Raw genomic sequence first — 12,734 nt, forward strand, 5'->3', positions numbered from 1 at the left:
GGGCGGTCTGCGTGATCTGCACAAGCCGAACGCATGGCTCCATGCTATCTTGCATGACACCTTTGACTGGCCCTTCCCAGCAGCAGCCCCGTCCGTCCCGGACGGTCGATGCCGCGCGGATCGAGGCGGCGCTCATGAAGGTGTCGAAGCTCGTTGTCCAGGACGCAGCGTTTACACCGATCTTCGAGCGTCTTGAGGCGGAACTGGCCGCAGCCGTGAAGGAAGAGACGCGGCTCACACAAGTGCAGCGCCGGGCGCATGCCTTGCTGGGTCAGAAGGCGATCCGGGCGACAAGCTCGGCGACATGTTCCAGTGACGCGCCCTTGCCATACCGCTCACGATCAAGCCGGTGACCGAAAAGGTCGCGGCGAATGCGATCATCGATCCCGGCGGCGAGCATCCGGTCCTCGAAGGCATGGCGCAGGGAATACAGCGAGTGGCGCGGGGTCTCGAGCAGGCCGTTGGCCCGGAGGAACTTGTTCACGACCGCGCTCAACGTGGCTCGGTTGCGGTAGCGGGGAAAGCCCTCGGGGTACTGCTTAAGGGCTTCCAGCGAGACACCGGTCAGCGAGACACCAGTCAGCGGGATCACCCGGCGGGCGTAGTGGCTCTTCAGCTGCCGTCCCTCGGGTTCGATGGAGATATGCGGCACGTCGCCGTCCAACCGGATCGTCTCCGCCGTCAGCGCAGCACCTTGCGACGGTCGGTAGCCGGTGTTGATCATGCCCAGGAGTAAGGCGCGCGCCTGACCGTTCAACCCGTCGAGCGCGCCGAGGGCGAGCAGCCGCGTCCTGATCCAGTCTTCACTGAACGGCGGGCGCGTCTTCTTCTCGCCCTCCTTGAAAGACAACTCGCCGAGCGGCAGTGCCAAGCCAAGACGCTTCATCGTGTTCACGGTCTTCAACACGTCGCCCAGGTGGATCAGGTCCTTGTTAGCGGAGTTCGCAGTGACCTCGCCCGCTTCGATCCGGTCGAGCCAGTGCTGGCGGAAGTCCAGCATGTCATCGCGGGTGATGTTCGCGATCTCCTTGTCACCGACGACCGCAACGAAATTCTTGATGGCTTTGTTCCGGGGGGCTTCCCAACGGCGCAATTGGTCTTCGCTTTTGCCGAAGGTCTTCTCACGCGCAAGCGTCCAGTAGAGCTCGAGCGCCTTGGTGACCGTTATGCGGGGTTCGGGGATGGTGCCGAGAAGGGCTGCAGCCTCGACCCTATCCGGTTGGTTCGCAGGCGCAGGGATGGCCTCAACGCGCTCCAAAACGTCGCCGACCGGAAGTTCCGCCACAGAACTTGCGTCCAGATACCGAAAGCCGCGAACTCGGGCCAGGTCCCGCGCGGCCTCATAGCGGGCCTCCGCGTCGCGGCTATCCCCAGCCAACCGCGCCTCCCATGCCTCAATCATCTGGCTCCACGCGCGATCCGCCTTGCTCCTGGCAACCATCTCGGAGTCTGTATGCAGGCTGATCCAGACCGTTTCGCGTAGCTCAACCCCTCCATACCGGCGCGGAACGCGGCGGCGGAGATGGTAGAGACGGCCTCTCTTTGCAATGCTAATGACGGAAAACCTCCGCGTTTGTGCAGCAAACTGTGTAGCAAAATGTGCAGCAAATCAAGCGGACCGGGAATCGCCATAAGCGCGAAAACGCCGAAATTCGCACTACTATCAGCGCGTTACGAAACAGCGATCTTGGGGTAAATGGCGGAGAGACAGGGATTCGAACCCTGGGAACCCGTGAAGGCTCAACGGTTTTCGAGACCGCCCCGTTCGACCACTCCGGCACCTCTCCGCGGGGGTCTGGTGCGCCCAACTAGAGCCTCTGTGAGCCAAGGGCAAGACGCTTTTTGCACTCACCCGCGCATCTGTGGCACGACAGGCAATGAACACGCGGCGCACAGGCGAAATTTCGGCTACTGGGGGTGACATTGCCGCCCCTCACCGCCACCTTAGTGACAACCCGCAACATCACGTAAGAGGATAGATATGCGCGCACTTCGTTATGGCCTGACCGTTTTGACCCTTTGCCTGACCCTGCCGGGTGCTGTTCTGGCGGCGGACCGGGCCAAGTTGCAGGATTTTCTGGAGGTGACGGGCTTTGATGTGGCGCTCGAAAGTATCCGCCTTTCGGCCAGTTCCGCGCCCCAGATGCTGGGCCTTGAGGCCGAGGATTTCGGCACTGAGTGGACGCGGCTCACAACCGAAGTCTTTGCCACCGAGACCATGCACAACATGGCCCTCGATATTCTAGAACAGACCCTTGAAGACGATATGCTGACCCATGCGGCCGAGTTTTATGCCACCGATCTGGGCCAGCGTCTGGTGGAGGCGGAAAACGCCTCGCACATGAAAGAAGATGACGCGCTGAAGCAGGAAAGCGGTGAGGCGATTGTGGCGGGCCTTGAGGCGCTCGACAGCCCGCGCCTTGACTACATCAAGAGGATGAACGCGGCGTCCGACAGTGCGGGTACAGCCGTGCGCGCCATTCAGGAGGTGCAGGTGCGCTTTCTGCTCGCCGCCTCTGGTGCCGGTGTGATCGAATTGCAGATGGACGAACCTGACCTGCGTGAGCTGCTGTCAGCAGACGAAGAGGCGCTGAAAGAAAGCATCCAAGAGGGGGCCATCAGCGGCGGGGCCTATACCTATCAGGCGTTCTCCGATGACGAGGTGCTGGAATATGCCAAGGCGCTCGAACATCCCAAGATGCGCCGGGTCTATGACCTGATGAATGCGGTCCAATACGAGATCATGGCCAACCGGTTCGAGGCACTGGCCAGCGCGATGCAACGCCTCCAGCCGAGTCAGGAGCTATGATGCCGCTGCGCACAGCCATCGCCGCGCTGTGCCTGAGCGCCAGTGCGGCTCTTGCCAATCCGGACGTGGACCGCCTGATCGAGGCGATGGGCGTGCCTGCGCTGATCGCCGCGTTTTCGGAGGACGGGATCGAGGCGGGCGGCGCGATCAACGACACGATGTTGCAAGGGCAGGGTGGTACAGTCTGGGTCGAGACGGTGCGCAAACTGTATGATCCTGCGCGCCTGCTGGCTGAATTGCAGGACGCGATGGCTGCGACACTGGATGAAAGTACCACGGCCCAAGCTCTGCTGTTCTTTGAAAGCGATATCGGCACCAAGATCATCGACCTCGAAGTGCAGGCCCGTCAGGCGATGCAAAACCCGGATGTCGAGGCCGCTGCCCGCGCCGCAGGAGCCGAGGCAGGCCCCGTCGTCACGCAATTTCTCGACCTGCGCGATCTCGTGACCCGCAACACCGACGCTGCTGTCATGGCGCAGACCGCGTTCTTTGCTGGGATCGCCGAAACGTCACTGAACAACACCGCCCCACCGGATGTGGAGGCCCAACGCCCCGCCATCATGGAAGACACAAGCGCGTGGTTGTACGGCTATTACGCGCTGATCCAATCCCCCATGACCGAGGACGAGATCGAGACCTATGCAGGGTTCTGGGCCACGGATGTCGGACAGGCGCTTGATAACGCCCTGTTTGACGCCTTTGCCCAAAGCTATGCGACGCTGTCTTACGGGCTTGGGCAGGCCGCGGGCGCGCTGATGCCTGAAAATGAGCTGTGATCCCGATAGCTCTTGACTTGGCCGCGTGATCCAACAATAAGCCGCCCATCGTGCCAGCGCCCTTGCTGGCCCGTTTCGTTTTAATGACGCCCCACATGGGGCGCGCTGTTCGAGGCGGCCTTTGAAGACAAAGGTCACAAACACCGGAACCCCGGGGCCACAGAACGCGGCAGACAAAGGAATACGACCCATGTTCGCGGTTCTCAAAACCGGCGGCAAACAGTACAAAGTTCAATCGGGCGACACGCTCCGCGTTGAAAAACTGGCCGCAAACGCAGGTGACAAAGTTCAATTCAATGACGTTCTGATGATCGGTGGCGACAGCCCCGTGGTCGGTTCGCCCACCGTGGCAGATGCCGGTGTGCAGGCCGAAGTCATCGAACAGATCAAAGGCCCCAAGACGATCAACTTCGTCAAGCGGCGCCGCAAGCACTCGTCCAAGCGCACCAAGGGCCACCGTCAGCAACTTACACTGTTGCGCATCACTGACATCCTGTCCTCGGGCGCGGACAAGTCCGGCGTGATGGCGGCTGTGAACGGTGCAGGCTTTGGGGCAGTGATCAGCGATGGTCAATACGCCAAGAACAAGACCAAGCAAGCCGAGATGGCGCGCCGCGTGGCCGAAGGTGAAGCGAAAGAAAAAGTCGCTGAAACCAAGCCTGCCAAAAAGGCAGCTCCGAAAAAAGCTGCCCCCGCAAAGGCTGATGCAGCCCCCGCAGGTGGCGCAGACGACCTCAAAGAGCTGTCCGGTGTCGGCCCGGCCCTCGAGAAGAAGCTGCACGCCGCCGGTGTGACCACGTTCGCGCAAATCGCGGCATGGACCCCCGAGGACGTTGCTGCTATGGACGAGAAACTGTCTTTCAAAGGCCGGATCGAGCGTGAAGGCTGGATCGACCAGGCCAAAGCAAAAGCGTAAAGGAGAGCACAGATGGCACATAAAAAAGCAGGCGGCTCATCCCGTAACGGTCGCGACTCCGCAGGGCGTCGCCTTGGCGTCAAGAAATATGGCGGCGAAGCGGTCATTCCCGGCAACATCATCGTGCGTCAGCGCGGCACCAAGTTCTGGCCGGCCGAAGGCGTCGGCATGGGCAAGGATCACACGATCTTTGCAACCGTTGACGGTTCAGTCACCTTCCACAAGGGGCTGAAAAACCGCACGTTTATTTCGGTTCTGCCAGTGGCGGAGGCCGCAGAGTAAGCCGCACCCGATAAGGTTTTGACAAAATCAGGGATCGGCGGACACGCCGGTCCCTTTTTCTTTTTCAGCGTTCGAAAGGGCATGCATTATGGCCCAACACGACAAACCCATTTTGAAAGGCCCGCAGGTCACCCTGCGCCCGGCGGTGCCAAGCGATTTGGATGCCCGCTTTGCACTCGGTAACACGCCTGAAATCCACGCCATGTTCGGCGCAGATCCGTCTCAGGTCCGCGACATCACGCCCGAAGCCGCCCAAGCCTGGGTGCAGTCCCAGATCGATACGCCGCACGCCTGGATCATCGAAGCGGGCGGGGCGTTGATTGGTGCCATGCGCCTGCATTCGATCAATCATGCGGATCGGCGCGCGCAACTCTCCATCGGTATTCTGGACCCGAACGCCTTGGGCAAGGGCTACGGGACCGAAGCGATGCGGCTCTTGGCCACCCACGCCTTTGACACGATGGGGCTGCACCGGCTTGGGTGCCGCGTGCTGGCCTTCAATGAACGCGCAGCAGCCGCCTACCTCAAGGTGGGGTTTGTGCAGGAGGGTCGCGAACGCGAATCCGCCTGCATCGGGTCGCAGTGGCATGACGATCTGATCATGGGTCTGCTCGACCGCGATCTGGAGCGGCTCGGATGAGTGTCGCCGTCGCCTCATTCGTAGTTTTCGCAGCGAGCCAGGTCGGCACGCCAGGGCCTGCGAACATGGCACTGCTCGCGACCGGCGCACGCTACGGTTTTCGCGCCGCGCTGCCCTTCGTGGCTGGGGTCGCCTTGGGCAAGCAGTTGATCATCTGGCCGATTGGTTTTGGCTTGATGGAGCTTGCCGATCGCGCGCCATGGGTCTTTGAAACGCTCAAATGGGTCTCGGCAGCCTATATCATCTGGTTGGCCTGGAAGGTTGCGAACCTGCGGCTTGGCACTGGCGATGTCAATCCGAAAGCCCCTGGGTTTGCCGCCGGACTGATCGTGCATCCGCTCAACCCCAAAGCATGGGCAATGATCGTGGCTGGATTCACCAGCTTCGTTGCACCGGGAACAGACCCACTCATCGCGACAGTATGGATCGCGGCCATATTGCTCGGCACACAAGTCCTGTTGCACCCGCTCTGGACGCTGGCGGGTAACACAATTGCGCGCACCCTCGCAGGAACCATTTGGGAACCCTATCTAATGTATACACTCGCAGGGCTGACGGTCACGTCCGTCCTGTTTGTTCTGTTCGGAGGAGGAACATGACAGTGGAGATGAAGAAAATCGTAAGCCAGCCCACGATTGAGACCGAGCGCTTTGTGCTGCGGCCCTTGCGCAAGTCCGATATGGGCCTGATCGAGATGTATGCCAGTGACAAACGCGTGGCATGCATGACCACCTCGATCCCGCACCCGGTCCCACCCGGCATGACCGAAGGCTTTGTGGCCCGCGCCATGGCGGATGAACGCGACGAAGACGTCTGGGCCATGGATGGCCACAAAAGCGGCGGGGCCGAAGTCATGGGCCTGATCTCGCTCGAGCGGATGGACCGCAACCAGTCCGAAGTCGGATATTGGGTCGCGCCACCCTTCTGGAACACAGGGCTGGCTTCGGATGCGGTGCAAGCCCTGGTCGAGGCCAACCCGATGGACAATGCCAACATGTTTGCGTCGGTCTTTCAGGACAACCCTGCCTCGGCGCGGGTACTGACCCATTGCGGGTTTGAATATCTGGGAGACGCTGAATCCTTCTCGGTGGCACGCGACGCCCCGGTGCCCACATGGACCTACAGCCGCAAACTTTGACGCCTGCCTTCTTTTGACCGGAAATACCGCGGGGGAGGCACAGCCGGGGGCAGGGCCCCCATAGCGGTGCCACTTCGCAAACCCTCACGTGCCCATTCCAATGACGCCCAAACTCCTCTAGGACGCCGCCATGAAGTTTCTTGATCTCTGCAAGGTTTACATCCGTTCGGGTGCAGGCGGGAATGGGTGCATCTCATTCCGGCGCGAAAAATACATCGAGTATGGCGGCCCCGACGGGGGCGATGGCGGCACCGGCGGCTCCGTGTGGGCCGAGGCGGTGGATGGGCTGAACACGCTGATTGATTTCCGCTATCAACAGCACTTCTTTGCCAAGAACGGCGTGCCCGGAATGGGGCGGCAACGCACCGGCAAGGACGGCGATGACATCGTGCTGCGGGTCCCCGTTGGAACCGAAATCCTCGACGAGGATCAGGAAACGGTCATCGCTGACATGACCGAGTTGGGCCAACGGGTCGAACTTGCGCGTGGCGGTAATGGGGGCTGGGGCAACCTGCATTTCAAATCGGCCACCAACCAGGCACCCCGTCGCGCCAATCCGGGGCAAGAGGGGGTTGAACGCACACTCTGGCTGCGTCTCAAGCTGATCGCGGATGTGGGCCTGCTCGGCCTGCCCAATGCAGGCAAATCGACCTTTCTGGCGACTACATCGAATGCGCGGCCAAAAATTGCAGACTACCCTTTTACCACGCTGCACCCGAACCTGGGCGTCGTCGGCGTCGACAATGTCGAATTTGTGGTGGCTGACATCCCGGGCCTGATCGAAGGGGCCTCGGAAGGGCGCGGGCTTGGCGATCTGTTTCTGGGCCATGTGGAGCGTTGCGCGGTGCTTTTGCACCTGATTGACGGCACCTCCGACACAGTAGCCGGAGATTATCAGACCATCATCACCGAACTCGAAGCCTATGGCGGTGATCTGGCCGACAAGCCGCGGATCACAGTGCTGAACAAGGTCGACGCCTTGGATGAGAAAGAGCGCGCAAGTCAAAGAAAAGAATTGGAAAAAGCGTCTGATGGACCTGTGATGATCATGTCCAGCGTTGCGCGCGAAGGGGTGACTGAAGTGCTGCGGGCGCTGCGCGCTGAAATCGACGATGACCGCATCCGCCACCGCCCTCAGGAAGAGATCGAGCCATGGCGTCCTTGACATCGGCCAAACGGCTGGTCGTCAAGATCGGATCAGCACTGTTGGTGGATCGCACGACCGGTGCTCTGCGTCAGGATTGGCTTAACGGTCTGGCGCAGGACGTGCATTGGCTCAAATCTCATGGCGTGCAGGTGGTGCTGGTCTCGTCCGGCTCCATTGCTTTGGGCCGGGGCGCATTGGGACTGCCCGCACATGACCTCGCGCTCGAACAGTCCCAGGCTGCTGCGGCGGTGGGCCAAATTCGCCTTGCGCGCGCCTATGAAGAGGCAATGGCCCCGCACGGCATCACCACCGCGCAAGTCCTCATGACGCTTGAGGACAGCCGCGACCGCCGCCGATATCTCAATTCCCGCGCAACGCTGGAGCAGCTGATCGCGCTTGGCGCACTGCCGATTGTGAACGAAAACGACACAGTCGCCACGGATGAAATCCGCTTTGGCGACAATGACCGATTGGCGGCGCAGATCGCGGCCACGATCGGCGCAGACCAGCTTGTCTTGCTCTCGGACGTGGATGGGTTTTACTCGGCCAACCCGGGTGATGATCCGACTGCCACGCGATACGATGTGATCCACACAATCACACCCGAGATCGAGGCCCAGGCCGGTGATGCGGGCTCGGGCCTGTCAAAAGGGGGCATGAAAACCAAGCTGATGGCGGCCAAGACGGCAACCGCCGCAGGCTGCGCCATGGCGATTTGTCAGGGCGGCGATATGCGCCCGCTTCAGGCGCTCGATACCGGAGCGAATGCGACTTGGTTTACGGCGACGCTGGATCCGCAGGCGGCGCGCACGCGCTGGATTGCGGCCATGAAACCCATGGGCACCATCACATTGGATGCAGGTGCTGCGCGGGCTTTATCCAAAGGAAACAGTCTTTTGCCTGCCGGAGTTCATGCAGTCTCAGGTGCCTTCGGGCGTGGCGATCCGGTCGCGATCATGGGGCCGGACGGGAATCAGCTTGGCCTTGGCCTCAGCCGCTATACCGCCGCCGAAGCCCAAACGATCAAGGGCCACCACAGCGCCGAGATTGAGGCGCTTTTGGGTTATCCGGGCCGCGCCGCATTGATCCAGCGGGATGATATGGCGCTTTGACCTGCGTCTTCTGACTGGCAATACCGCCGCCAGAGGCATAAAATCCGACACAAAGCAGTGCGACAAAGGACATGTGGCATGAAAGACCTCGACGACATTCCCGCGCTGATGAGAGAGATCGGGGCCCGTGCCAAAACGGCTGCCGCAACGCTCGCCTTTGCCAGTGCCGAGCGCAAACACGCAGCCCTTATCGCGGCCTCCGAACATGTCTGGGCGCAACGCGCAGAGATCATCGCCACTAACGCGCGCGACATGGACTATGGCCGCGAAAAGGGGCTGTCGGATGCGATGATGGACCGCCTCCGGCTGGACGAAGATCGCGTACGCAGCATCGTGGACGGGTTGCGCGCGGTGGCTGAACAGGCCGACCCGGTGGGTGAAGTGCTCGCCGATTGGACCCAAGCCAGTGGCCTACATATCCAGCGGGTACGCACGCCCCTTGGCGTGGTCGGTGTCATCTACGAAAGCCGCCCCAATGTCACCGCCGATGCGGGCGCGCTCTGCCTCAAGGCGGGCAACGCCGTCATCCTGCGCGGTGGGTCCGAGAGCTTTCATTCCTCCGCCGCGATCCACGCCGCCCTTGTGCAAGGCTTGTGCGATGCCAACCTGCCCGAGGACGCGATCCAGCTGGTGCCAACCCGCGACCGCGCGGCGGTCAGCGAGATGTTAACCATGACGGACACCATCGACGTCATCGTCCCGCGGGGTGGCAAGGGGTTGGTGGGCCTTGTGCAACGCGAAGCGCGCGTGCCGGTATTTGCTCACCTTGAAGGCATCGTGCACATCTATGTGGACAAGGACGCAGACCCGCAAAAGGTGCTGAAGGTCGTGCTCAACGCCAAGACGCGGCGCACCGGGATTTGCGGTGCCGCGGAATGTCTGCTGATCCATCAGGACGTTGCGCAGACCATCGGGCAGGGCGTCGTGCGCGCCTTGATCGACGCAGGTGTCATGGTCCACGCCGACATTGGCCTGCAATCCATCGACGGCGTGGTAGCTGCGCAGGATCAGGACTGGGGCAAGGAATATCTCGATATGGAGATCGCAGCCCGCATTGTCCCTGATCTGGACGCGGCGATGCACCATATCCGCACTTATGGATCAAACCACACCGACTGCATTCTGACCGAAGACACAGCGACAGCTACCCGGTTCCTGACGGAACTCGACAGCGCCATCCTGATGCACAACGCCTCCACCCAATTTGCCGATGGAGGTGAATTCGGGATGGGGGCCGAGATTGGGATCGCCACGGGCAAGATGCATGCGCGCGGCCCCGTTGGGGCGGCGCAATTGACCAGCTTCAAATATCTGGTGCGTGGCGAAGGCACGGTGCGCGACTAAGCCGTCGCAGCGGGAAGCTAAAAGCGGATACGCAGCAAGTCCGGGGTGATTTCGGTCTCGACCGTGCGCCCCGCATCACCGGCCACCGCGCTCAGCAAGGCGAACTGTACATGGGCCGGTGCCAGATCCGTCACCTCCGCGCCCTTCAGCAAGTCCCACAACGCCGGATCGGCATTGGTTTTCTGCGAAAACCCAGTCACGGACCAGCCATGTGCGTCGCGATTGACCTCGACGCGGCCGCCATAGGGCATGCTGCTTTCAAGGCACTGAATGGCCAGAAACGCCATGCGGATGGCCCATCTGGGCTGACCGTCAAGCGGGCCATAGGCCAGTTTCATCCGCCCGCCGCGCGAGGTGTCATTCAGGATCGACACGACCTCGGCCCGGCCCATTTCAGTGTTGCTGGCGGCCCCGTAGGCAATCCGGAAATAGCGGATCCGCGCACTGGCATTGTCCACGCTTTCCGAAATCAGGTCGATTTCGGGCCCATCCCGCCCCTCGGACATGCCAAGCAGTTCCAGACCGTTGTTGATCGCCCCGATTGGGGATATGAGATCGTGACAGATGCGACTGCCGATCAGGGCGGCGAGGTTGACATTAGACTGGCCCATGCTGGGCCCCCGAACGATGCCCACAGAAAAGGTGAGACATGGAAGATTTGAACGCCATTCTGGCTCCCGGCATGTTGGTCCGCCACCCCACTCAGGATGACTGGGGGATCGGTCAGGTTCAAAGCAATATCGACGCCCGCGTCACCGTGAACTTTCCCGATGCGGGCAAGGTGGTGATTGATGGCACGCGTATTGCCCTCGTGCCCGTCTTTGATGCCTGAACATTCTTTCTGAAACATTAACATCTCACCGCATGAATGCAACTATAAGGCGAGGTGGTGATGCCCTCTTTACGTGGCCGCCACAGGATTGGTAAACGGCGCGCATGACACTGACCCACGCGCCTGAATTTCGTGTGACCCTTGCGCGGGGGGATGCGGATCTGCGGGCGGCGCAAGCCTTGCGCTACGAGGTATTCGTGCGCGAATTGGGGGGTGGCGGCCCTCTTGTCGATCACGCTGCCGGTGTCGAGCAGGACAGGTTCGATCCGTTTTCAGACCATCTGATCCTGACGGATGAGGTGGCAAACCGGGTCGTGGGCGTCTACCGCATGTTGCCTGCCGAGCGTGCGGCGCAAGCGGGCCAGTTCTATTCGGACGATGAATATGACCTTGCGCCCTTGCGCGCGTCGGGGCGTCGGCTGCTGGAATTGGGTCGGTCGTGCCTGCATGCCGATTACCGGGGTGGAGAGGCGATGTTCCACCTGTGGAACGGGTTGGCGGCCTATGTCGCGCAGCATCGCATTGAGATCATGTTCGGCGTCGCTTCATTCCACGGCACGGATGTGGACGCGCTGGCGGCACCGCTGTCGCTGCTGCATCATCGCCACCTTGCACCCGCACCGCTGCGTGTGCGGGCCAAACCGCCCCATGCGGTCGCGATGGACCGGATGCCCGAGGCGCAGATCGACCGGCGCGCGGCCATGGTCCAGATCCCTTCGCTTATAAAGGCCTACCTGCGCCTTGGCGGCGTTGTCGGGCAGGGGGCTTACGTGGATCATGCCTTTAACACCACCGATGTGTGTCTGATCATGGACACAGCCGCCATGTCCGAACGGCAAAGACGGATCTACGGAGCGACCCCATGAACGTGACATGGGAGGGCGGCCCACCGCCCAAGGCGTCGGACATCACAGCGCTTGGATGGGTCCGGATGCTGCTGCGCGGGGCGACCATCATCACCGTGATCGTGGTTGGGCTGTGCCTGCTGTTGCCGCTGCGGTTGATCGAGCGGCCGTTGTTCGGTCTGGCGCGCCCTTGGACGCCGTGGATAACGCAGACAGTGTGTCGGCTCGCTTTGCTGCTGTTGGGCTTGCGGCTGGTGCGCCGCGGGGCACCCATGCGAGGGCAGGGGGCGGTCGTTGCCAACCACTCAAGCTGGCTGGACATCTTTGTACTGAACGCCAGCGACCGTGTGTTCTTTGTGTCGAAATCCGAGGTGGCGCATTGGCCCGGCATCGGCGTGCTGGCGCGGGCCACAGGAACACTGTTCATCGCCCGCGATCGGGCCAAGGCGCGCGCACAAACGGACCAGTTTCGCGAACGATTGAGCGCGGGGCAGCGACTGCTGTTCTTCCCCGAAGGGACCAGCACCGACGGATTGCGGGTGTTGACGTTTAAATCCACGCTGTTTGCCGCCTTCTTCGCGCCGTCTTTGCGGGACCAGATGGCCGTGCAGCCGGTGTCGGTCACGTATCATGCGCCCAAAGGCGGTGACATCCGCACCTATGGCTGGTGGGGGGACATGGAGTTTGGCAACCACCTGCTGACGACGCTGGCGCTGGCCCGGCAGGGTTGGGTCGAGGTGGTCTATCACCGGGCCATTGCAGTGTCCGACATGCCCGATCGCAAAGCATTGGCAGCGGCAGCGGAAAAACAGGTCCGCGAAGGGCACGCACTTGCTTCAGACCGGGGCTGAGCCCTCCTGCCTCTTTCATTGTTCCCGAAATACTCAAATTCC

At 61.6% G+C, this 12,734-nt stretch carries 15 protein-coding genes and 1 tRNA gene; 13 read left to right on the plus strand and 3 right to left on the minus strand.

What is annotated here, in order from left to right:
* Positions 1-271 precede the first annotated feature (271 nt).
* Positions 272-1,555, minus strand: a complete 1,284-nt coding sequence (locus Q0908_RS02170; protein ID WP_299280884.1) for a DUF6538 domain-containing protein — start codon at positions 1,553-1,555, stop codon at positions 272-274.
* 142 nt (positions 1,556-1,697) lie between these two features.
* Positions 1,698-1,787: transfer RNA gene (locus Q0908_RS02175), tRNA-Ser, on the minus strand.
* A 194-nt stretch (positions 1,788-1,981) separates the two neighbouring features.
* Between Q0908_RS02175 and Q0908_RS02180 the strand changes: the two genes are divergently transcribed.
* From Q0908_RS02180 to Q0908_RS02225, 10 genes are all read left to right on the plus strand, one after another.
* Positions 1,982-2,809: a DUF2059 domain-containing protein gene (locus Q0908_RS02180; RefSeq protein WP_299280789.1), complete on the plus strand. Its 828-nt coding sequence runs from the start codon at positions 1,982-1,984 to the stop codon at positions 2,807-2,809.
* On the plus strand, positions 2,809-3,585 hold the full coding sequence (locus tag Q0908_RS02185; protein WP_299280790.1) for a DUF2059 domain-containing protein: 777 nt from the start codon (positions 2,809-2,811) through the stop codon (positions 3,583-3,585). Before Q0908_RS02180 ends, Q0908_RS02185 begins: the two co-directional genes overlap by 1 nt.
* A gap of 190 nt (positions 3,586-3,775) precedes the next feature.
* Positions 3,776-4,501 carry a 50S ribosomal protein L21 gene (locus Q0908_RS02190; RefSeq protein ID WP_299280791.1) on the plus strand — a complete coding sequence of 242 codons (726 nt, stop codon included), beginning with the start codon at positions 3,776-3,778 and terminating at the stop codon, positions 4,499-4,501.
* Positions 4,502-4,513: 12 nt separating this feature from the next.
* Positions 4,514-4,783, plus strand: coding sequence for a 50S ribosomal protein L27 (gene rpmA / locus Q0908_RS02195; protein WP_025046312.1), 270 nt, complete (start codon positions 4,514-4,516; stop codon positions 4,781-4,783).
* An 88-nt stretch (positions 4,784-4,871) separates the two neighbouring features.
* A complete protein-coding gene (locus tag Q0908_RS02200) occupies positions 4,872-5,423 on the plus strand; it encodes a GNAT family protein (RefSeq protein WP_299280792.1) in 552 nt (183 codons plus the stop codon).
* A complete protein-coding gene (locus Q0908_RS02205) occupies positions 5,420-6,022 on the plus strand; it encodes a LysE family translocator (RefSeq protein WP_299280793.1) in 603 nt (200 codons plus the stop codon). Before Q0908_RS02200 ends, Q0908_RS02205 begins: the two co-directional genes overlap by 4 nt.
* Before the next feature lie 2 nt (positions 6,023-6,024).
* Complete coding sequence (locus tag Q0908_RS02210; RefSeq protein WP_299148905.1) at positions 6,025-6,561, plus strand: GNAT family N-acetyltransferase; 537 nt, start codon at positions 6,025-6,027, stop codon at positions 6,559-6,561.
* A gap of 130 nt (positions 6,562-6,691) precedes the next feature.
* Positions 6,692-7,726: a GTPase ObgE gene (obgE, locus tag Q0908_RS02215; protein WP_299280794.1), complete on the plus strand. Its 1,035-nt coding sequence runs from the start codon at positions 6,692-6,694 to the stop codon at positions 7,724-7,726.
* Positions 7,714-8,820 (plus strand): glutamate 5-kinase, encoded by a 1,107-nt coding sequence (gene proB / locus Q0908_RS02220; protein ID WP_299280795.1) that lies wholly within the window; start codon positions 7,714-7,716, stop codon positions 8,818-8,820. The genes obgE and proB overlap by 13 nt, the downstream gene beginning before the upstream one ends.
* 78 nt (positions 8,821-8,898) lie before the next feature.
* Positions 8,899-10,164: a glutamate-5-semialdehyde dehydrogenase gene (locus Q0908_RS02225; protein WP_299280796.1), complete on the plus strand. Its 1,266-nt coding sequence runs from the start codon at positions 8,899-8,901 to the stop codon at positions 10,162-10,164.
* A gap of 17 nt (positions 10,165-10,181) precedes the next feature.
* Here the strand turns inward: Q0908_RS02225 and Q0908_RS02230 are convergent, their stop codons facing one another.
* On the minus strand, positions 10,182-10,775 hold the full coding sequence (locus tag Q0908_RS02230; protein ID WP_299280797.1) for a histidine phosphotransferase family protein: 594 nt from the start codon (positions 10,773-10,775) through the stop codon (positions 10,182-10,184).
* Between the two features lie 38 nt (positions 10,776-10,813).
* Between Q0908_RS02230 and Q0908_RS02235 the strand changes: the two genes are divergently transcribed.
* The 3 genes from Q0908_RS02235 (at position 10,814) to Q0908_RS02245 (ending at position 12,692) form a co-directional block, all read left to right on the plus strand.
* A complete protein-coding gene (locus Q0908_RS02235; protein WP_299147939.1) occupies positions 10,814-10,996 on the plus strand; it encodes a DUF3553 domain-containing protein in 183 nt (60 codons plus the stop codon).
* Positions 10,997-11,100: 104 nt separating this feature from the next.
* Positions 11,101-11,862, plus strand: a complete 762-nt coding sequence (locus Q0908_RS02240; protein ID WP_299280798.1) for a GNAT family N-acyltransferase — start codon at positions 11,101-11,103, stop codon at positions 11,860-11,862.
* Entirely contained in the window at positions 11,859-12,692 is an 834-nt protein-coding gene (locus Q0908_RS02245; RefSeq protein ID WP_299280799.1) for a lysophospholipid acyltransferase family protein, read from the plus strand. Before Q0908_RS02240 ends, Q0908_RS02245 begins: the two co-directional genes overlap by 4 nt.
* Positions 12,693-12,734 lie beyond the last annotated feature (42 nt).

This window comes from uncultured Tateyamaria sp. (assembly GCF_947494755.1).
GTDB lineage: Bacteria > Pseudomonadota > Alphaproteobacteria > Rhodobacterales > Rhodobacteraceae > Tateyamaria.